This window comes from Paracoccus subflavus, assembly GCF_004310345.1.
GTDB classification, from domain to species: domain Bacteria; phylum Pseudomonadota; class Alphaproteobacteria; order Rhodobacterales; family Rhodobacteraceae; genus Paracoccus; species Paracoccus subflavus.
The window spans coordinates 22,742-44,138 of record NZ_SISK01000003.1; the positions used below are offsets into that span (position 1 = coordinate 22,742).

Below are 21,397 nucleotides of genomic sequence, written 5' to 3' on the forward strand. Positions count from 1 at the left end.
AAGTCAAGGCGTGCCCGATGATCCTTTTGATCGACAACTATGACAGCTTCACCTGGAACCTGGTTCATTACCTTGCCGAAGCAGGGGCCGAGGTCATGGTGCGCCGCAACGATGCGATAAGCGTGGACGAGGCCCTGGCCATGGCCCCCGACGGGATCGTGATTTCCCCCGGCCCCTGCGATCCGGCGCAGGCGGGCATCTGCCTGGACCTGATCCGGGCTGCATCGGACCGTGCCATCCCGCTGTTCGGCGTCTGCCTGGGCCATCAGGCGATCGGCGAGGCGTTCGGCGGCAAGGTGGTGCGCGCCAACCGCATCATGCACGGCAAGACCGACGCGATCACCCATGACGGCACCGGGGTGTTTGCCGGGCTGCAATCGCCCCTGACCGCGACGCGCTATCATTCGCTGACGGTGGAACCCGAAAGCCTGCCCAATTGCCTGCGCGTCACCGCAACCTCGGACGACGGCACCATCATGGGCCTGATCCACGAGGCCCTGCCCATCGAGGGCGTGCAGTTCCACCCCGAATCCATCGCCTCGGAATACGGGCACGAGATGATCCGGAATTTCCTGGCCCGCTGCACCCCGCGCGAGGCCGCGGCATGACGGCGGGCGACATCCGCCCGCTGATCGGCATCGCCGCCACCCGCCCCCTAACGGGCTCCGAGGCGGAGGCCGCGTTTTCCGCCCTGTTCGACGGCGCGGCGACGCCGGCGCAGATCGGCGGGCTGTTGATGGCGCTGCGCGTGCGGGGTGAAACGGTGGACGAAATCGCCGCCGCCGCCCGCGCCATGCGTGCGCGCATGAACCGCATTCACGCCCCCGAAGGCGCCATGGACATCGTCGGTACGGGGGGCGACGGCAAGGGCACACTGAACATCTCGACCGCGACGGCCTTCGTGGTGGCGGGCGCGGGCGTGCCGGTCGCCAAGCACGGCAATCGCAACCTGTCGTCCAGATCGGGCGCCGCCGACGCGTTGACTCACATGGGCATCAACGTCATGGCCGGGCCTGCCTTGGCGCAGCGGGCGATCAACGAGGCGGGCATCTGCTTCATGATGGCCCCCATGCATCACCCGGCCATGCGCCATGTCGGCCCGCCGCGCGCGGAACTGGGCACAAGAACGGTTTTCAACCTGCTGGGGCCGATGACGAATCCAGCCTCGGTCCGGCGTCAGTTGACCGGGGCCTTCAGCGCGGCCTGGATCAGGCCCATGGCCGAGGTGCTGCGCGACCTGGGCAGCGATGCCGCCTGGCTGGTGCATGGCGCCGACGGCACGGACGAGATCAGCATCGCGGGCGAAACCCGTGTCGCCGCCCTGAAGGACGGTGCCATCAGCGAATTCACCGTGACGCCCGAGGATGCCGGCCTGCCCCGCCACCCGTTCGAGGCGATCATCGGCGGAGAGCCGCAGGAAAATGCGGCTGCCTTTCGCGCCCTGCTGGACGGTGAACGCGGCGCCTATCGCGATGCGGTGCTGCTGAATGCCGCCGCCGCGCTGCTGATCGCGGGCAAGGTCGCCGATCTGCGCCAAGGCGCGGCGATGGCCGTGGAATCCATCGACAGTGGCGCGGCCAGGGCGCGGCTGGACCGGCTTGCCGTCGTAACCGGGGCGCCCGAGGCATGAAGCCTCCCAAGGCCTGGGACCACCTTGCGTTTTTCCGCCACGATTGGCCCGCGATCCGCAACCGGCTGGAGGGGCTGGACGATTGGCTTCCCGGTCCCGCACTGGTTTTCGCCGCGCTTGACGCGACGCCGCCAGATCGGGTGCGGGTGATCATCCTGGGGCAAGACCCCTATCCGACGCCGGGACATGCCAACGGTCTGGCTTTTTCCGTCGCGCCCGACATCGCCCTGCCCCGGTCGTTGAAAAACATCTTCGCCGAACTTCGGGATGACACAGGCGCAGCCCCCGCCACGGGCGACCTGTCCGGCTGGGCCAAGCAGGGGGTGCTGCTGCTGAACACCTCGCTGTCGGTGCCGCCGGGGGACGCCGGGCGACACGCCGCATGGGGATGGGACCGCTTGGCCCGCGACGCGGTGGCCGAGGCACAGAAGCACGGGCCATTGGCGTTTCTGCTGTGGGGCGCTCAGGCGCAAAAGGCGGTGACGGGACTGCCGCGCCCGCAGGACCTGGTGATCGCCACGGCGCATCCGTCGCCTTTGTCGGCGAAGCGGGGGTTCTTTGGCAGCCGGCCGTTTTCGCGCATCAACGACTGGCTGGTGGCACAGGGGCGACAGCCAGTGGATTGGGCGGCGTAAGGATGGCAGGAAGCCTCAGCCTTATTCAAGCGCCTCGAACCCCGCCTTCTGCCGATCGGTCCATAGCAGATGCAGGGTCAACCCGGCCTCGCCCGATTCCTCGCGCTGCACCACGCCAGCCTCGTGCAGCCAGGCGCGGCGGCGGCCATCGGAAAAGGGCAGCGTCACGATGCCCTCGGACTTCGGTTCGTCCAGAACCTCGGACAGGTGGTCGTCGATGGCGGCGACCAGATCGTCCAGCCCCTCGCCCGTCAGGGCGCTGACGGCCTGGATGCCCTGGGTGCGCGCATCGGTGCGGCGCAGGGCATCGCGGGTGTCCTGCGACAAGGCGTCGATCTTGTTCCACACCTCGATCAGGGCCACATCCTCGTCGACCCCCAGCGATTCCAGGATCTCGGCCACGTCGGCGGCCTGTTCCTCGGTTTCGGGGTGGCTGATGTCGCGGACATGCAGGATCAGGTCGGCCTCCAGCACCTCCTCCAGGGTGGCGCGGAAGGCGGCGACCAATTCGGTGGGCAGGTCGCTGATAAAGCCCACCGTGTCGGACAGGATGATCTTGCGCCCCTGCCCCCCATTCGCACCGGGCAGGCGAACCCCGCGCATGGTCGGATCCAGCGTGGCGAACAGCATGTCCTTGGCCAGCACATCAGCCCCGGTCAGCCGGTTGAACAGCGTGGATTTCCCGGCATTGGTGTAGCCCACAAGCGCCACGATCGGATAGGGCACCTTGGCCCGCGCGGCGCGATGCAGCGTGCGGGTTTTCACGACCCGTTCAAGCTGGCGGCGCAGACGGGTCATCTGTTCGTCGATGGCGCGCCTGTCGGCCTCGATCTGCGTCTCGCCGGGGCCGCCGACAAAGCCAAGCCCGCCCCGCTGCCGTTCCAGGTGGGTCCAGGCGCGAACCAGACGCGTGCGTTGATAGGACAGCGCCGCCAGTTCGACCTGCAACACGCCCTCGCGCGTGCGGGCGCGGTCGGCAAAGATTTCCAGGATCAGCCCGGTCCGGTCCAGAAGCTTTACCCCCCAGTCCTTTTCCATGTTGCGCTGCTGGACAGGGCTGACCGGACCGTCGATCAGCACAAGATCGACCTCGGCATTCTCCAGCCGTTCACCGATTTCGGCCAGCTTGCCCTTGCCGAACAACCGGCCTGGATCGGGCTTGCGCAGGCGCGCGACCTCGTTGCCGACGATCTCGATCCCCGGCAGGGCATGGGCCAGGGCCACGGCCTCGGCCAGGGCATGTTCGGGTTGGCGCCGCTGGGTGCGGCTGTCCAGGTCGGGATGGATCACATAGGCGCGGGTGGGCCGTGCCTCGGTCGCGGTGGGTTCCGCCAATCAGTCCTCGCCTTCGTAAAGCGAAATGGGCTGGCCCGGCATGATGGTGCTGATCGCATGCTTGTAGACCAGTTGCGACTGGCCGTCGCGGCGCAACAGAACGCAGAAATTGTCGAACCAGGTGATGACGCCCTGCAGCTTGACGCCGTTGATCAGGAAAATCGTGACCGGCACCTTGGCCTTGCGGACGTGATTGAGGAACGCGTCCTGCAGGTTCTGCTTGTCGCCAGCCATTCTTTTTTCCGTTGTTGAACTGTCCCGGTCGGAGTTCACATCTAAGCGGTTGCCAAAGCCCTTGCAAGCATCCGCGATTCGTCGTCCCTAACGCTGCCAGAACTGCGGCGAAAACAGCGCAAGCACCGCCAGCGTTTCCATGCGTCCCACGATCATCGCGCCGGCCAGCACCGTCTTGGTGAAGACAGGCAGGCCCGACCATCCCTCCCACGGGGCCGAGGCGATGCCTGCGCTGGCCTCGAAGGTCGGGGTCAGGGAAATGGCGCTGGCCAAGGGTCCGGTGTTGGTCAGCGCGGAAACGGCCAGGATCGTCGCCGTCTCGATCTCGATCTGCTGGATCGAGACAAGCGCCACCGTTGCCGCGATCGAGACGGCGAAGAGCATGAAGAAGATGAAGGCCAGATAGGCGCCCTCGCGGCGCAGACGCCGGGCGATCCGGCCCCCGCCCGCGACCGAGCTGGGGTGGACGATCCGCTCCATCTCGCGCTGGCCGTGTCGGGCCAGGGCATAGATCCGCAACAGCTTGACGCCCCCTGCGGTGGTGGCGACGCCGCCGCCCATGATCGCCAGTCCCGCCAGGATCAGGCCGGGCGAACTGATCCCCGACCAGGCCCGCGCGCCCTGCCAGTCGTTCGAATTCCACCCGGTCGTGGTCAGAAAGCTGAGCGCATTGAACAGTCCGCCCCAAAAGGCCGCTAGCCCGCTGCGCAGGTCGACAAGCAATTCGATGGATCCCTCGGGGGCCTGTTCGACCTCGATGGCGGCGATGAAGTGGCGGGCAAACAGCGACAAGGCGACCAGGGCGACGAACGCTGCCGCCATGCCCAGTTCGGGATCGTCCATCAGTCGGTCGCTGGCGCGCAACTGCCCGCCCCCCGGCCAGAAGCGGCGCGACAGGGCGGGCAGCAGGAACAGGAACACCGCGAATTCCCCGGCAAAGCCCGAATGGCCGCCGGGCGGGCCCACCACGGGGGATACGCCGCTGGTGGAGAGCGTGCCCATCGCCCGGCACAGCGCGACCAGCCCCGGATCCCCCAGCACCAGCAGCACCAGCCACAACGCCAGTGTCAGTCCGGCATAGACCGGAAAGACCAGTTGGACCGACCGCAAAAGACGGTAATGGGGATGGGCCAGCACGGTCAGGAAACTGGGGGCCGACAGGTGCGGATTGCGGTCCAGGGCGTCGGCCGAGCGGGGCAGATGCTCGTATTCCTCGCGGCGGCTGTCAGGCGGGGCCATGATCTCGAACCCGCCAAGGTGCAGGGGGGCCAGGATGGCGGTGGCGGCAGCCAGGACGAACAGCCCACCCATCCAGCCCGCCATGGCCCGCCACAGATGCAGCGGCGCGGGCAGAAGATCGGCCGAGTAGAGCGAGGCCCCCGTGGTCGTCAGCGCCGAGGTCATTTCCCACCAGGCGTTGTACAGACCCGTGTCCGGCAGGCTTTGCGCGAATGGCAGGGCCATCAGCAGGGGCATTCCTGCGAATACCGACAGCATTGCCAGCAGGGTATCGCGCGGGCGCGGCGAACGCGGATCGGCGGCGGTCGCAAGGCCGACCATGCCTGCCCCCACCAGCACCAGAAGCCCCGAATACAGAAAGTTGCGGGCCATCGCGTCGTGATCCGTGACCGAGGCATAGGCCGCGGGCAGCATCATGGACAGCCCCGTCAGGGCGGCCAGCGTGACGAACAGGGGCAGGCGCAGCAGGGCTTGCATGGCGCCTCAGAAGAAGTCGATCGAGACCTGCAGCAGGCGCTCGACTTCGGGAACGTCCTTGGACAGGGCAAAGATCAGAACGATGTCGCCTTCCTCGATCCGGGTGTCGGGGTCGGGCATCACGATCCGGTCGCCCTTCTGCACGGCGCCGATCAGCACGCCCTCGGGAAACTCGATGTCGCGGATCGCCCGCCCCGTGATGGGCGAGGTGGACAGGGCCTGCGCCTCGATCACCTCGGCCTCGGCGTCGCCGATGGAATAGATGTCGCGCACCCGGCCGTGGCGGATGTGGCGCAGGATGGTGGACACGGTGGTGGCGCGCGGGTTGATATAGGCGTCGATGTCCAGGGCATCCATCAGCGGCACCAGGGTGGGGTCGTTGATCAGCGTGATGGCCAGCTTGGCCCCCGCCTGCTTGGCCCGGACCGAGGCCAGAATGTTGGTCTTGTCGTCATCCGTAACGGCCAGCACGGCATCGGCGGTGGGGACCGCCGCTTCCTCCAGCAGTTCGGCGGACAGACCGTCGCCATTCAGCACGATGGTCCGTTCCAGGCGGTCGGCGGCGTATTCGGCCCGTGCCCGATTGCGTTCGATCAGCTTGGCGCGGACCCGCTCGGGCCGCGCTTCCAGCGCCTGCGCCACGGCCAGGCCCACGTTTCCCGCGCCGATGATGGCGATGCGTTCCTGTTTCAGCGGCGGCTTGCCAAAGATCTGCATGGTGCGCGCCACATCGTCGCGATGGGCAAAGACATAGATCTGGTCGCGGGCAAAAAGCTGGTCGCCCGGTTCCGGCGCGAACAGCCGGTCTTGCCGGCGCACGCCCACGACGATGGCGCGCAGGGTGGAAAACAGCTCGCTCAACTGCCGCAAAGGGGTGTTCAGCGCCGGGCAGTCGTTTTCCAGAACGATGCCCAGAAGCTGCACCTTGCCGCCCATGAAGGTTTCCACGTCAAAGGTCGAGGGCGCCGACAACCGTTGCAGGGCGGCATTCGCCACCTCTCGTTCGGGGCTGATGACCACATCGATGGGCAGGTTCGACGTGGTGTAAAGGTCCGAATAGATCGCATCCAGATAGGCGCTGCTGCGCAGCCTTGCGATCTTGCGGGGAACCTGGAAAACCGAATGGGCGACCTGGCAGGTGACCATGTTCACCTCGTCCGAATGGGTGGCGGCGATGATCAGGTCGGCGTCCCGCGCGCCCGCGGCGTCCAGCACATCGGGATGGCTGGCGAAACCGGTGATGCCCTGGACATCAAGCGCCTCGGTCGCGCGGCGAACCAGTTCGGCGTTGTTGTCGATCACGGTCACGTCGTTGCGTTCGCCCGACAGGTGACGCGCGATCTGCCAGCCGACCTGCCCCGCACCGCAGATGATGATCTTCATGGCATGATCCCCTTGCCGCGCCGCATCGCGGACGCATGGCCATGCCTATGCCTGCGGGCAGCGCGGCGCAACCGTGCCGGTGCGTCCCCCGCCCCAGACCCTATTTACCCATCATCATCTCGTCCTCGGACCGCATCCCGCTCATCACGCCCAGGGATTTCAGCTTTCGGTGCAGGGCGCTGCGCTCCATGCCCACGAACTGGGCGGTGCGGCTAATGTTGCCACCAAAGCGGTTGATCTGGGCCACCAGGTATTCGCGCTCGAACATCTCGCGCGCCTCGCGCAGGGCCATGGCGGTGATCTGGGGACCAAGGGCAAGGGCGTCGCTGTTGTCGGGGGTGGCGCCCTGGGGTTCCAGTTCGGCGGGCTGGATCGGGCCGGACCCCTCGGCCAGGATCAGCACGCGTTCGATCACGTTGCGCAACTGGCGGATGTTGCCCGGCCAGCGCATGGACTGCAGCGCGGCCACCGTTTCATCGGGCAGGTCGCGCGGGGTCAGGCCCTGGGTGCGGTGGCAGACCTCGATGAAATGCCGCGCCAGGGGGGCGATGTCGTCGCGCCGGTCGATCAGCGAGGGCACCGCCACGGGCACCACGTTCAGACGGTCGTACAGCTCCTGCCGGAACCGGCCTGCCGCGATTTCCGCCGGCAGGTCGCGATTGGTCGAGGAAATGACCCGCAAATCCACGCGCACGCGGTCCGCGCCGCCTGCGCGCACGAACTGCTGTTCGGTCAGCACGCGCAGGATTTTCGGCTGCGTGCCCAACGGCATGTCGCCCACCTCGTCGAAATAGATCACGCCGCCATGGGCCTGCTCCAGCAGGCCGGGTTCGATCCCCCGTTCGGGGGTTTCCCGGCCGAACAGGACCTCCTCCATCCGCTCGGGCTCGATGGTGGCGCAGGGCACGGTGACGAAGGGCGCCTGCGCGCGCGGGCTGTGGGCGTGGATATAGCGGGCGGCCATTTCCTTGCCGGTGCCCGGCTCGCCAGACAGCATGACGCGGCCGTTCGATTTCGCCACCTTGTCCAGGGCGTCGCGCAGCCGCTTGAAGGCGGCGGAATGGCCCAGCATCTCGGGGGCCTTGTCGCCGCCGCGCCGCAGGGTGCTGTTTTCGCGCCGCAGGCGGCTGGTTTCCATCGCGCGGTTCACCACCACCATCAACTGGTCGATGTTGAAGGGCTTTTCGATAAAGTCATAGGCCCCCTGCTTGATCGCGGCCACCGCGATCTCGATGTTGCCGTGGCCGGAAATGATGATGACCGGCACGTCGGGGTTGTTGCGCTTGACCTGTTTCAGGATGTCGATCCCGTCCATGCGGCTGTCCTTGAGCCAGATGTCCAGAACCATCAGCGCGGGCTGCTGCCGGTTCAGCGCCGCGATGGCTTCGTCCGAATTCGCGGCAAGCCGCGTCTCGAACCCTTCGTCCTTCAAGATATCCGCGACCAGTTCGCGGATATCGCGTTCATCGTCAACGATCAGGATATCGCTCATGTCGGTGCTGCCTCGTCTTCTTTTGTTTTGATTTTTCGTTGGGTGCCGCGCACGGGATGCCTTTCCCGCGGAAGGCGGATTTCGGCGACCGCCCCCTGTCCGTCGGGCCTGTCCGAAAGGGACAGACTGCCGCCGTGTTCCTCGACGATCTTCTTGACAATGGGCAGGCCCAGGCCGGTGCCGCCCGTCTTCATGGTCACATAGGGCTCGAACAGCCGCGACCGGTCGGCGGGCAGGCCGGGGCCGTTGTCGGCGATGCGGATCGTGACCGCATCATGGTCGGCACGAAGGGCGACCGCGATCTGGGGATTCCAGCCGTCGGGCGGGCTTTCTGCCTTTTCCTCGACCGCCTCGCCCGCGTTCTTGACAAGATTTGTCAGGGCCTGGCGCAGCATCCCCCCGTCGCAATCGACGATCACCGGCTGATCCGGGATGTCGGACACCAGGGCACCCTTCAGCGCGTCCTGTTGCAGCAGCACGACCTCGCGCAGCAGGGCGGCAAGATCGGTTTCCGCCCGGTCGGGTTCGGGCATCCGGGCAAAGCGGCTGAATTCGTCCACGATCCGGCGCAGATCGCCGGTCTGGCGGATGATCACATCGGTGTATTGTTCCAGGGACGCCTTGTCCTCGGCACTGGCCAGCTTGCCGAACTTGCGCCGCAGGCGTTCGGCGGACAACTGGATGGGCGTCAACGGATTCTTGATCTCGTGCGCCACGCGGCGCGCCACGTCGCCCCAAGCGGCCATGCGCTGCGCGCTGACCAGTTCGGTCACGTCGTCAAAGGCCACCACATAACCTTCCAGCTCGCCATCGGTGCCGCGCCGGACGGCCATCCGCACCAGCAGGCTTTCCACCCGGCCGTCGCGCATCAGCCGCGCCTCGTCCTGCACGGTCTCGGCCACCGACGCAGACAGGCGATCGAACAGGGGCGCGAATTCGGGCACGGCTTCGGACAGCAGCGCGTCGATGTCGCCTTTCGGATCCAGCCCGAGGAGGCGGCTGGCCGAGCGGTTGACGAAATCGATTTCCCCCGCCGCATCCAGCCCGATCACCCCCGACGTGACCGATGACAGCACATTGTCGAACAACCGCCGCTGATCGTCGCCGATGCGATAGCTGTCGATCAGTTCGGCCCGTTGCGCCTTGAGCTGTCGGGTCATGCGGTTGAAGGACCGGCCCAGCGTCTGGATCTCGTCGCCCGTGTCGGGTTCGGGTACCTGGACGTCCAGATCGCCCCGCCCCACCTGTTCGCTGGCCTTGGCAAGCAGACCGATGGGCCTGGACAGCCGCGAGGCGAACCACAGCCCCAGCAGCACGGCGGCGGCGACCAGCAGCAACGCGAAGGCCAGATAGACCAGCGAGAATTCGAACAGCACCTGGCTGCGGGTCTGTTCCAACTGGCGATAGCTGCCGGCAGTGGCGCGGGTATCGTCCAGAAGGCCCAGAAGCTCGCCGTCGACATCGCGCGTCACGTACAGATAGCGGTCGGCCAGCGGCGGCAGGGCGACAAGGGCGCGGAACTCGTTGTTGCGCCAATCCTCGATCAGAACCACGCTTTCCGTCCGGGCACGGTCCAGATCGGCGCCTTGCGGCGCCTCGTACCAGAACAGATAGGACCGTTCGCCCCGCGCGCGAATCTGGGCATTGCCGTTGATGACATAGGCTTCGCGCAGCCCGCGCTGGATCTGGGCCTGCCCCTGCCCCAGAAGCACCCGCAATTCCCCGTCAGAAATGAGGGGGTTGGCTCTGCCCGCCTGGGTCAGCACGGCGGCAAGCGCCATTGCGTCCTGGGTCAGGTCGCGGCGATGTTCTTCGTGATAGGCTTCGGCCGCCGCCTGCGAGGCGGTGACGACCTGCTGCACCCGCCCGGAAAACCAGCCTTCAAGGCCGATATTGACCAGAAAGCCGGCGAACAGCGCGACCAGCACGGCGGGGACCAGGGCAAGACCGGCAAAGATCAGCACCAGCCGCGCATGCAGCCGCGATCCGGCGGCGGTCTTGCGCCGGGCCGTGATCAGACGCGCCATCCGCAGCACGATGACGCCGATCAGGACGATCAGATAGGCCAGATCCAGAAGCAGGATCATCCGCAGCAGACGGCTTTCGGCGCCTTGGGCCAGGGGGCCCAGCACCATTGTGGTGGCCACCGCAAGGACGATGCCCACCAGAAGTATCCCGGCCATCGTCGCCCCGCGCCAGTGACGCGGCAACCTGACCCCTGCCAGCCTGTCCCAGCTCAGCCCTGATGCGGCCTCTGCCATAGCCCCCACTTGCCGTCTGACGCGGCTTCCTGTGGCATGGCCGATACTATAGCCATGCCCCCTGTGGCGCTTTTACATCAGTTTGCGGCGTCGTGTCACCTCGATATTCAGTTCGGTCAGCTTTTTGCGCAGGGTATTGCGGTTTATTCCCAGCAGGTCGGCACAGCGAAGCTGATTGCCGCCGGTGGCATCCAGGGCGACCTGCAACAGCGGGCGTTCGATCTCGTGCAGGATGCGGTCATAGAGGCCCGGCGGCGGCAGGCTGTCGCCGTGCAGGTCGAAGTAGCGTTGCAGATGCGCCTCGACCGAATCCGACAAGGGACCGGTGCCGCCGCCCAGCGGATAGCCGGCCCCTGGCGCCGCCCTCTGCATGTCGGGTGCCACCGGCAGCGGCAAGGCAGCGACGGGGGCCGGGCGGGCGCTGTTCTGCTGGCTCAGCGCCTCGCGCATCTCCAGGGCGGTGATTGCCGTGCCGCTGGCGGTCAGCGCCAGGCGGCGCATCATGTTTTCCAGTTCGCGCACGTTTCCGGGAAAGGCATGGGCGCGCAAAAGGCCCGCCGCGTCGTCGCCCAGCGTTCGGTCGGGCAGGCCCTGTGCCGCCGCGCGGGCCAGCAGATGGCCCGCCAAGGGCAGGATGTCATCGACCCGCGCGCGCAGGGGCGGCACCGTGACCGTGACGCCCGCCAGCCGGTAATACAGGTCCGACCGCAGCCGTCCGGCGGCCACATCCGCCTGGGGGTCTGGGCCTGTGGTGGCGACGATGCGCGGGGCCATGGCCCGGTCGGGGCCGTTTTCCAGCGATTCGATCAGTCCGATCAGCCGGGCCTGGGCCGCGGGGTCGAAGCCGGCCGGGTTTTCGATGACCACCGTGCCCCCCCGCGCCCTGTCGGCCGCGCGGGTGATTGCCTCCTCGCCCGCATCGGCCGAAGTCAGGATGGCCAGCCCCTGGTCGCGCCGGTCCGACAGGTCGTGGAACGACCGGGCGATGGTGGTCTTGCCCACGCCGGGTTCGCCCGCGATCAGGACCGGCAGGTCGGCGTTCAGCACGCGGGCCACCATGCGGAACAGCGCCTGCATGGCGGGTGCGTGACCGATGAGGGGCATGGCGGGATCGGCGGCGGGACGCGGCGCGGGGATCGGTTCCGGCAGAAGGTCGGATTTCCGCGGGCGGCGCGACAGCGCCTGGTTCGCCTTGGTCATCAGGTCGGGCAGGTCGAAGGGCTTGGGCAGGTATTCAAAGGCCTCGGCTTCGGTCGCGCGGATCGCGGTGACAATGGTGTTCTGGGCCGAGATCACGATCACCGGCAGGTCGGGCCGCGCCTCGCGGATGGCGGGGATGCGGTCGATGCCGTTGCCATCGGGCATCATCACGTCGGTGATGACCAGATCGCCGCGCCCCTCCTCGACCCATTTCGACAGTTGCGCCAGGCTGCCGGTGGCATGGACGCGGCAGCCCGCGCGGGTCAGCGCCTGGGTCAGCACCGTGCGGATGGTGCGGTCGTCGTCGGCGATCAGAACGGTTCCGTCCATGGCGTTCGGTCCTTATGCCTTGGGCAATGATATGCGGAAAACGGTGCGGCCGGGGCGGGAATCCACACGGATCAGCGCCCCGTGGTCGGTGATGATCTTGCTGACCAGGGCCAGCCCCAGGCCGGTGCCGTTCTCGCGCCCCGATACGAAGGGCTCAAAGACCTGGTCGGCAATGGCGGGGGGCAGGCCGGGGCCGTTGTCCTCGATCTCGATCTGCAAGGGCAGCGGGCGGCCGGCGGGATCGGCCTCGTCGGGGGGCAGGCGCAAGGCATGGTCGTAAAAGCTGCGCAACCGGATGGCGGGATGGTCGGTTTCCGTCAGCGCCTGGGCCGCGTTCTTGACCAGGTTCAGGCAGACCTGGGTCAACTGGTCGGCATCGGCCAGGGCATCCGGCAGGGACGGATCGTATTCCGCAACGATGCCGATTTTCTGAGCAAAGCCCACGGCGGCGGACCGGCGGACCTTTTCCAGGACGTCGTGGACATTGATGGGCCGCAGGTTCGGGGCCGAGGTGTCGCCGAACCGTTCCACCTGTTCCAGCAGCGACACGATGCGTTTCGATTCGCTGACGATCATCTCGGCCATCTCGCGGTCCTCGGGGGATGCATTCATGCCGATCAGTTGCGCGGCGCCCCGGATGCCTGCCAGGGGGTTCTTAATTTCGTGCGCCAGCATCTCGGCCATGCCGATGGCGCTGCGGGCGGCGCTGCGCACGGCGCGGTTCTGCGATTGCATCGACCCCTCGTCCAGGGGCACCAGCAGCAGCGTCACCGCCCCGCCGATCGGGCCTGCCGGACCGGCGTGGACCAGGGCGCGGCGATCCTGGTGGCCGCCCGCGCGGTCGCCGATCTCGAACCGGACATTGGGTTGATACAGCGCCTCGTCGCTGTTGATCACGCGCGCGATCAACGGGCACAAGGGCGGCTGGATGCGCAGGCGGGTTATCATCTCGTCGCCGTCCAGGGCCCGGCCCAGGGTGGAATTGCGCGACAGGTTCAGCCACACCTCGGCCGCGTCGTTCATCGCCGCGACCCGGCCCTGCGCGTCCAGCACCAGGGCGGGCAGCGGCAGGGCCTCCCAGCCCGGACCGGGATCAACCTCCTGGAATCCCGCCGGGCTGCGCCGTGTCATGCGGCCACCCGCGCGTCGCCAAAGGCCTGGCGGATCAGGGCCAGCGTGGCGGCGGGGCTGTCCGCGCGCAGCATCAGGTCGCGCAGGGGGGCGTTGTTCGCGTCGGCATACCAGCCCAGATGCTTGCGGGCGACCCGCAGGCCCAGGTCGATGCCATAGAAATCAAGAACATCCTCGTAATGTTGGGCCACGGCATCGGCCAGGGCCTGGCCCTGCGGAACATCCGGCGCCGGGGCGCCCGTCAGATCGTGCGCGATCTGCGCCAGCCGCCAGGGCGCGCCCTGCGCCCCCCGTCCCACCATCACCGCATCCGCCCCCGAAGCGGCCAGCGCCGCACGGGCCGAGACCGCGTCCACCACATCGCCATTGGCGACCAGCGGCGGACGGCCCGGCAGGGTCACGACATCGCGGATGCGCGTCCAGTCGGCACTGCCCTTGTAGAATTGCGCCCGCGTCCGGCCGTGCACGGTCAGCATCCGCACGCCCGCATCCGTGGCACGGCGGGCCAGATCGGCCGCGTTCAGGCAGTCGTCGTCCCAGCCCAGCCGCATCTTCAGCGTCACCGGCACGGCGACCGCACCCACCACGGCGTCGATCAGGCTCAGCGCGTGGTCCAGGTCGCGCATCAGCGCCGCGCCCGACAGACCGCCCGTGACCTTTTTCGCGGGGCAGCCCATGTTGATGTCGATGATCCGGGCGCCCATGGCTTCGACGATGCGGGCGGTTTCGGCCATGGCCCCCGCCTCGCGTCCCGCAATCTGCACGCTGACGGGCAGCGCGCCTTCGGTCAGGGCCTTGGCGCGGACGGCGGCGCGGGTGGACGGGCGCGGCGTCACCATTTCGGTCGAGGCGACCATTTCGCTGACCATCAATCCCGCGCCGTATCGCGCAACGGCGCGGCGAAACGGCAGATCGGTGATTCCCGCCATGGGCGCAAGAAATACCGGCGGTCCAAGCCGCGTGTCGCCAAGGATGATCGGTTCGCCGAACTGCATATGTTGTTCCTTTACCCCGCCTGCTGCTGTCGCAAGATCGCTTTGGCCGGGGTCGCTGCCAGGTCTTTCGTCATGCCGTCCAATGCCCTTAAAACAGGCAATACGCCTTTTTATAGGGCAGCGCACGTGTCTGCGGACATGTCGCGAAGATCCGATGGCCTTGCCGCAATCCCGGTGGCGGTCCCGCCGACAGACGCGTAGACAAGACCAAGTCACAAGGGGGACGGCATGTTCCTGTCGGTTTTCGATCTGTTCAAGGTGGGCGTCGGCCCCTCGTCGTCGCACACGATGGGTCCGATGGTCGCGGGCGCACGCTTTCTGGAGGACCTGCGCCAGCAGCCCTTCCGCGCGCAGGGGTTGAAGGCCAGCCTGCACGGCAGTCTTGCCTTTACCGGCAGGGGCCATGCGACCGACCGGGCGACCATCCTGGGCCTTGCGGGCTTTGTTCCCGCCACCCTGGACAGGGAGGCGGCCGAGGCCGCCTTGGCGAAGAACCGCGAAACCTGTGTGCTGTCGCCCGAGGGGCTGGGCGATCTGGCGTTTGATCCCGACCGCGACCTGCGCTTCGACTTTGACCACGCCCTGCCCGGCCATGCGAACGCCATGACGCTGTCGGCCACCGACGCGCAGGGCGATGTGATCTTTCACCGCATCTATTATTCCATCGGCGGCGGCTTCGTGCTGACGGATGCGGAACTGGCCCGCAAGGGCCATGAGGGGCGCAGCGACGATGCGCCTGCCGTGCCGTTCCCCTTTGCCAGCGCCGCCGAGATGCTGGCCATGGCCGCGTCGTCGGGCAAGTCCATCGCCCAAATGAAGCACGACAACGAACGCGTCTATCGCACCGACGCCGAAATCCGCGACGGGCTGATGCGCCTGTGGCAGGTGATGCGCGACTGCATGGACCGGGGCCTTTCGACCGACGGCATCCTGCCCGGCGGATTGTCGGTCAAGCGCCGCGCCAAGGCAATCCACGAAAAGCTTCTGGCCGAACGCGGCATGAACCTGACCGCGCCCCATGTCATCAACGACTGGATGTCCACCTATGCCATGGCCGTGAACGAGGAGAACGCGGCAGGCGGACAGGTGGTGACGGCGCCCACCAACGGCGCGGCGGGGACCGTGCCTGCGGTCATCCGATACTGGCTGGACCATGTGCCCGGCGCGTCCGAACGCGACATTCCCGAATTCCTGCTGACGGCGGCGGCCATTGGCGGGCTGGTCAAGCACAATGCCAGCATTTCCGGGGCCGAGGCCGGATGCCAGGCCGAGGTCGGCAGCGCATCCGCCATGGCGGCGGCGGGATTGGCCGCGGTCCTGGGCGGCACCCCGGAGCAGGTGGAAAATGCGGCGGAAATCGCCTTGGAACATCACCTTGGCATGACCTGCGACCCGGTGCGTGGGCTGGTGCAGGTGCCCTGCATCGAACGCAATGGCCTGGGCGCGATCAAGGCCGTCAGCGCGGCAAGCCTGTCGCTGCGCGGTGACGGCACCCATTTCGTGCCGCTGGACGCCGCCATCGAGACGATGCGCCAGACCGGCCGCGACATGTCGGACAAGTACAAGGAAACCTCGCTGGGCGGGCTGGCGGTCAACGTGCCGAACTGTTGATGGGGCTTTCCGGCGGGGCATTGCCACCCGGCGCCGGGCCTGCTTGTGCCGCCGCCCGGCGGTTGGTAACGCTGGCGCGACAGTGATCCCGAAAGAAGGTCCAACGATGACACCGCGTCTTGCCCTCATCGCGCTGATGACCCTGCCGCTTGCCGCCTGCGAGGGCGTCACCCTGCCCGGCATGGGCGCCGGGTCGGAAACCGCCGCCGCCGCCCCAGGGCATCGCGGCCCGCCCGGCGTTTCGCCGCTGGAACAGGCCATCGAGACAGGGGACGAAGCAAGGCCGGTTTCCACCGCCGAGGCCAGCACCTATAACACCCCAGCCTTCAGCGCCCGCGGGAACGAGCCTTTCTGGGCCGTGGACGTGGCGGGCAGCACCGCCATCTACAAGACGCCCGACAACCAGTCCGGCCAGCCGATCCGCGTGAACCGGCTTAATTTCGCGCAGGGCGTGGAATATGTCGGGGTGCGCGGGGGACGTCCCTTTGTGCTGAATGTCAGGGCCGCGGAATGCACCGACAGCATGTCTGGCGACCGGTTTCCCTTCACCGCGCGGCTGACCGTATCGGGTCAGACGCAGGCCGGTTGCGCCGCCCCCGCAGCGCCCGAAATCGCCCAGGCTGTCGCTGCAACACGGGCACCTGCCCCCGCAGCGCCCCGGCAGGCGGCACCCCGCCCGGCCGCGGCCCGTCCCGCGCCGGCATCGACGCCTGCCGCCGAAACCGCGCCAGCCGCCCCTGCCGCGCCCGCGGCCGAACCGGCCACGGCACCGGCAGCGGAACCCGCCGCGTCCCCGTCGCAACCATCCACCGCGACCCCGTCCGGCGCGGGCGGCACGCCAGCCTCGGAAGGCACGGCCGAACTGCCGCCGCCCCCCGCGGCCGAGGCCCCGGCATCGGTGGTGCCTCCGATCACCGTCCTGCCGCCCCTGACCACCGGCGGCGCGACCCCGGATACCACCACCGACGAGAGCCAATAGCCCCTTGACCGCCCCGGTTGTGGCGCCACAGATGCAGGGTGCCCGCCATCCTGCGCCGCCGGGGTGGCAACACGACGGTTTGCCCCTATGATCCGGGCCACAGCACGAACCAAGGACACGCCATGCGCCGTTCCCGCCTTTTCCGACGCCTGATGGCAACCACCCTGCCCGTGGCCCTTGTGCTGGGTTCGGCCGGCACGACCGCCGTGGCCGAACCGCTTCGGGGACGCAGCATGTCCAGCTATGGACTGGCGGGCGGGATCGACGCCCCCACCGCCGAAATGCTGCCCGAAGGCACCCTGGGGGCCACCATTTCCTGGTCCGATTACGGCCGCCGCAGCAGCATGGTGTTCCAGGTGTTGCCCCAGGTGACGACCGTGCTGCGCTATTCCCGCGTCGATGGAGTCCGGGAGTTCGAAAACGAGGAAGCCATCACGGACCGGTCGCTGGACGTGCGGGTGCAACTGGTCGAGGAACAGGGCTGGCGCCCGGCGGTCGCGGTCGGGCTTCAGGACTTTCTGGGGACCGGCGTGTATTCGGGCGAATACGTCGTTGCCACCAAGACTGTCACCCCCAGGGTCCGGGTCACGGCGGGCCTGGGCTGGGGCGTTCTGGCCGGCAAGCCCCGCCTTATCGACGCCAGCGACGAGGGCGGCACGCCCAATGCGGATGAATGGTTCCGCGGCAGCGCCAAGCCCTTTGCATCGGTCAGTTGGCAGGTGAACGACCGTCTCGACGTGGTGGCGGAATATTCTGCGAACGACCATATTGCCCGCTACAACACCGGGCAGGTCTTTCAGCAGGGCAAGGCGCCCGACAGCAACCTGAACCTGGCGGCTTTTTATCGCTTTGGCGAAACCTATCAGGCGGGCCTTTACACAATCGGCGGCAACACCTTTGGCGCCCAGTTCTCGATCATGCTGAACCCGCGTCAGTCGCCCTATCCCTCGGGACTGGCCAAGGCGCCGGCCCCCGTGCGCCCGCGCCCGGCCCCCGCGGCCGATCCCGACGGCTGGTCCGGCGTCTGGTCGCAGGATCCGACCGCACAGCCGGCGATCCAGACCGCGCTTGGCGACGCCATGGCCAAGGAAGGGCAGGCGCTGGAAAGCATGGCTCTGAGCCCTGGCCGGGCCGAGGTGCGGGTGAACAACACGCGCTATGTCAGCCACGCCGAGGCGATCGGCCGCACCGCGCGCCTGATGACCCGCGCCTTGCCCCCCTCGGTCGAGACTTTCGTCATCACCTCGACGGCTCAGGGGATACCCACCTCGTCGGTGACGCTTCGCCGGTCCGACATCGAGCGGCTGGAAAATACCGAGGCCGGGCAGATCGCCGCCGTCTCGGCGCTTACGGATGCGCCCGCCACGGCGCCGGGGCTTGTCCAGACCGACGGGATCTATCCCCGATTCCGCTGGTCGGTCCGGCCCTATCTCAGCTTGGGGTTCTTCAGCGCCAAGGACGGACTGACCTACGAGGGCGGCGGACAGGCGCGGGCGACATATACGATCGCGCCCGGCCTGATCCTGACCGGAGCCATCCGCCAGAGGGCATTCGGCAACATCGAACGGCGCGGTCCCGCGATCCCCGGCCAGCGCGGCCGAAACTATACCTTTGACGAATACCGCGACAATCCCGCGCTGGAAACCACGCCCGAAGGCGTGCCTCGGGTGCGGTCCGACACACGCATGTACAGCGGCAACAACAAGCCCACGATCCCGGAACTGACCCTGGCCTGGTATGCCAAGCCCGCGCCCGCCGTCTATACGCGCGTGACGGCCGGCATCCTGGAACGCGCCTACGGCGGTGTTTCGACCGAAGTTCTGTGGAAGCCCGCGAATTCGCCCCTGGCCCTGGGCGCCGAGGTGAACCATGTCCGCAAGCGCGACTTCGACCAGTTGTTCGATTTCCGCGACTATGAAGTGACGATGGGCCATGTCTCGGCCTATTACGAATTCCCGCAAGGCTTTACCGCGCAACTGGACGTCGGCAAGTATCTGGCAGGCGACAAGGGGGCCACGCTGTCCGTGACGCGCGAATTCGCCAACGGCTGGCGCATCGGAGCCTTTGCCACCAAGACCGATCTGTCGGCCGAGGAATTCGGCGAGGGTAGCTTTGACAAGGGTGTCACCCTGTCCATTCCGCTGGGATGGGCCACGGGCCAGCCGACACAGGATCGGGTCAGCACAAGGCTGCGGTCGCTGTCGCGCGACGGCGGCGCGCAACTGAATGTCAACGGACGCCTGTACGACAACGTGCGCGACAGCCATTCCGCCAAACTCTATGAAGGCTGGGGGAGGTTCTGGCGATGATGAACGGCGCCTTGAAGATCGCGTTGGGGGCATCGCTGATGGCGGTTCTTGCCGGTTGCGGGAACGACGACCGGGGCATCGGGCCGCTGGGCGTTCTGGCCCAGACGGCGGCCCAGACGGTTGCACAGCGTCGCGCGGCGGGCGACGAGCCCCCCGCCCCGCCGAAATCGCCCGGGGAGGCCGCGGCCGAGGCCCTGCGCGTCAATTCCGGCCCGCTGATCCAGGTCGGGTTCGAATCGCTGGGCCGCACGCAGGTCATGGCCCTGACCGGCCAGAACGGCGCCCTGCGCACATACATGACCCCCGCCGAGGAGGCGCTGATCCTGCGCGGCGGAATGCTGGTCGGAACACGGGGCCTGGGCAACGACCTGTCCGTGGCCGAGCCGGCGACCGACGCGCTGATCCGCGCAGGCGCGCCGGGCACGGCCCCCCGCATCATGCGCTATTACGCGGGCGACGGGCTTGAACGGCCCTTGCAGTTCAATTGCACGGTCGGGGCGGGCCCGCGCGCCGGCGTTACCGTCGAAACCTGTCAGGGCCATGGGACGAGCTTTCAGAACAGCTATATGGTCCAGGACGGCCAGATCGCCGTTTCGCGTCAATGGGTCGGCCCGGCGCTTGGCTATGTCACGATCCAGACCCTGCGGCCCTGACGGCCAACCGGCCCGAGGGGGCCGGTTTCACGCCCCGCTCAGATAGGCCCGGATGGCCGCGCGCACCCCTTGGTCCTGCACCAGCTTCAGCTTGCGCGCGAAGGCTTCCTGAAACACCGGATTGTCGCCCAGGGTGCCGAATACCGCCCGGTTTTTCAGGAATGCCAGCGGATCGCTGCGCGAGGCGATGGCATGGCCACGCAATGCGTCGCTGTTGTCATCGTTCGGCGCGATCGTGTTTCCCGCCTCGTCCGTGCCTTCGCAATAGCGGCACCAGAAGGCGACCTCTTGCGCAAGCCCGTCCACGGCACGGCCGGCCCTCAGCGCGTCGGCCAGGGTCGGCAGGATGAATTTCGGCTGCCGGTTCGATCCGTCCAGGCACAGGCGCGGGATGGTGTCGCCGATTTCGGGGTTGGCAAAGCGGCTGACGATCAGGTCCAGATAATCGTCATAGTTGACACCGGCAATCGGTTGCAGGGTCGGGATGATCTCCTGCGTTTCAAGGGTCCGCAGCCAGGCCGCGATCTGGTCGTCCGCCATGGCGTCATGGACAAAGTGATGGCCCAGCAGCGCGGACGGATAGGCGATGGCCGCGTGGCCGCCGTTCAGGATGCGCAGCTTCATCAACTCATGGCGGCTGACATCGGCCACAAATTCCGCACCCACCTTTTCCAGCGGAGGACGGCCCTGGGGGAAATTGTCCTCAAGCACCCATTGGCGGAACGGCTCGCACACCACGGGGGCGGCGTCGATGATGCCGAAATGGTCGCGCACAAGGGCGCGTTCTCGGTCTGACGTGGCAGGGGTGATGCAATCGACCATGGAATTGGGAAAGGCCACGGCATGGCGGATCCATTCCGCCAGGGCGGGATCAGACAGTTGCGCCAGTTCGGTGACGGTCCGGGCACAGACATGGCCGTTTTCAGGCAGGTTGTCGCAGGACAGGACGGTAAAGGGTTCGGCCCCGGCATCCCGCCTGCGGCGCAGCGCCGCCAAAATCATGCCGAAGACCGTTTTCGGCGCGTCCGGGCTGGCCGCGTCATGGGCGATGTCGGGATGGGCGGCATCGAACCCGTCGGTCTTGGCATCGACGTAATAGCCGCCCTCGGTGATGGTCAGCGACACGATGCGGATGGCGGGATCGGCCATTGCGCGGATCACCGCCTGCGGATCGACCGGCACGAAATCGACCATCGAGCCGATCACCCGCGCGTTCAGGCCCCTGGGGTCCAGTTCCACGACCGTAGTCAGCCAGTCCTGTGCCGCCAGCTTGTCACGCATCGCCGCATCGCCGGCCCGGACGCCCGCGCCGATCAGCCCCCAGTCATGGCCTTCGCCCATCTCGAACAGTTGGTCCAGGTACCAGGCCATGTGGGCACGGTGGAAATTGCCCACCCCGACATGGACGATGCCGGGGCGCAGGGCCGCGCGGTCGTATCCGGGGCGGCCCACCGTATCGGAAAGGGCCGACAGGGTTGTTTCAGACAGATCAACGGCCATGGC

At 67.6% G+C, this 21,397-nt stretch carries 17 protein-coding genes; 7 read left to right on the forward strand and 10 right to left on the reverse strand.

Annotated features, from left to right (window positions below; translation table 11 throughout):
- Positions 1-17: 17 nt before the first annotated feature.
- The 3 genes from EYE42_RS05195 to EYE42_RS05205 are packed head-to-tail and all read left to right on the forward strand — an operon-like array spanning position 18 to position 2,265.
- On the forward strand, positions 18-608 hold the full coding sequence (locus EYE42_RS05195; protein ID WP_130990261.1) for an anthranilate synthase component II: 591 nt from the start codon (positions 18-20) through the stop codon (positions 606-608).
- Positions 605-1,630, forward strand: a complete 1,026-nt coding sequence (gene trpD / locus EYE42_RS05200) for an anthranilate phosphoribosyltransferase (protein WP_130990262.1) — start codon at positions 605-607, stop codon at positions 1,628-1,630. Before EYE42_RS05195 ends, trpD begins: the two co-directional genes overlap by 4 nt.
- Positions 1,627-2,265 (forward strand): uracil-DNA glycosylase, encoded by a 639-nt coding sequence (locus EYE42_RS05205; RefSeq protein ID WP_130990263.1) that lies wholly within the window; start codon positions 1,627-1,629, stop codon positions 2,263-2,265. Before trpD ends, EYE42_RS05205 begins: the two co-directional genes overlap by 4 nt.
- A 21-nt stretch (positions 2,266-2,286) precedes the next feature.
- Here the strand turns inward: EYE42_RS05205 and hflX are convergent, their stop codons facing one another.
- The 9 genes from hflX to dusB all read right to left on the reverse strand — a co-directional run bounded on the left by hflX (position 2,287) and on the right by dusB (position 14,342).
- Positions 2,287-3,600 (reverse strand): GTPase HflX, encoded by a 1,314-nt coding sequence (hflX, locus tag EYE42_RS05210; RefSeq protein ID WP_130990264.1) that lies wholly within the window; start codon positions 3,598-3,600, stop codon positions 2,287-2,289.
- Complete coding sequence (gene hfq, locus EYE42_RS05215) at positions 3,601-3,834, reverse strand: RNA chaperone Hfq (protein WP_020949330.1); 234 nt, start codon at positions 3,832-3,834, stop codon at positions 3,601-3,603.
- An 87-nt stretch (positions 3,835-3,921) separates the two neighbouring features.
- Positions 3,922-5,550, reverse strand: a complete 1,629-nt coding sequence (locus EYE42_RS05220) for a potassium transporter TrkG (RefSeq protein ID WP_130990265.1) — start codon at positions 5,548-5,550, stop codon at positions 3,922-3,924.
- A 6-nt stretch (positions 5,551-5,556) separates the two neighbouring features.
- Positions 5,557-6,933, reverse strand: a complete 1,377-nt coding sequence (trkA, locus tag EYE42_RS05225; protein ID WP_130990266.1) for a Trk system potassium transporter TrkA — start codon at positions 6,931-6,933, stop codon at positions 5,557-5,559.
- A 100-nt stretch (positions 6,934-7,033) separates the two neighbouring features.
- Complete coding sequence (gene ntrX, locus EYE42_RS05230; RefSeq protein WP_130990267.1) at positions 7,034-8,425, reverse strand: nitrogen assimilation response regulator NtrX; 1,392 nt, start codon at positions 8,423-8,425, stop codon at positions 7,034-7,036.
- Positions 8,422-10,686 (reverse strand): sensor histidine kinase NtrY-like, encoded by a 2,265-nt coding sequence (locus EYE42_RS05235; protein ID WP_130990268.1) that lies wholly within the window; start codon positions 10,684-10,686, stop codon positions 8,422-8,424. Before EYE42_RS05235 ends, ntrX begins: the two co-directional genes overlap by 4 nt.
- A 72-nt stretch (positions 10,687-10,758) precedes the next feature.
- Entirely contained in the window at positions 10,759-12,216 is a 1,458-nt protein-coding gene (locus tag EYE42_RS05240; RefSeq protein ID WP_130990269.1) for a response regulator, read from the reverse strand.
- Positions 12,217-12,228: 12 nt separating this feature from the next.
- Positions 12,229-13,347: a two-component system sensor histidine kinase NtrB gene (locus EYE42_RS05245; protein ID WP_130990270.1), complete on the reverse strand. Its 1,119-nt coding sequence runs from the start codon at positions 13,345-13,347 to the stop codon at positions 12,229-12,231.
- On the reverse strand, positions 13,344-14,342 hold the full coding sequence (dusB, locus tag EYE42_RS05250; protein WP_130990271.1) for a tRNA dihydrouridine synthase DusB: 999 nt from the start codon (positions 14,340-14,342) through the stop codon (positions 13,344-13,346). The genes EYE42_RS05245 and dusB overlap by 4 nt, the downstream gene beginning before the upstream one ends.
- A 228-nt stretch (positions 14,343-14,570) precedes the next feature.
- Between dusB and EYE42_RS05255 the strand changes: the two genes are divergently transcribed.
- From EYE42_RS05255 to EYE42_RS05270, 4 genes are all read left to right on the forward strand, one after another.
- Entirely contained in the window at positions 14,571-15,953 is a 1,383-nt protein-coding gene (locus tag EYE42_RS05255; RefSeq protein WP_130990272.1) for an L-serine ammonia-lyase, read from the forward strand.
- A gap of 106 nt (positions 15,954-16,059) precedes the next feature.
- Positions 16,060-16,932: a COG3650 family protein gene (locus tag EYE42_RS05260; protein WP_130990273.1), complete on the forward strand. Its 873-nt coding sequence runs from the start codon at positions 16,060-16,062 to the stop codon at positions 16,930-16,932.
- 122 nt (positions 16,933-17,054) lie between these two features.
- Positions 17,055-19,241: a YjbH domain-containing protein gene (locus tag EYE42_RS05265; protein WP_130990274.1), complete on the forward strand. Its 2,187-nt coding sequence runs from the start codon at positions 17,055-17,057 to the stop codon at positions 19,239-19,241.
- Positions 19,238-19,894: a YjbF family lipoprotein gene (locus tag EYE42_RS05270; protein ID WP_130990275.1), complete on the forward strand. Its 657-nt coding sequence runs from the start codon at positions 19,238-19,240 to the stop codon at positions 19,892-19,894. Before EYE42_RS05265 ends, EYE42_RS05270 begins: the two co-directional genes overlap by 4 nt.
- A 27-nt stretch (positions 19,895-19,921) precedes the next feature.
- Here the strand turns inward: EYE42_RS05270 and EYE42_RS05275 are convergent, their stop codons facing one another.
- Positions 19,922-21,394: a mannitol dehydrogenase family protein gene (locus EYE42_RS05275; protein ID WP_130990276.1), complete on the reverse strand. Its 1,473-nt coding sequence runs from the start codon at positions 21,392-21,394 to the stop codon at positions 19,922-19,924.
- Positions 21,395-21,397 lie beyond the last annotated feature (3 nt).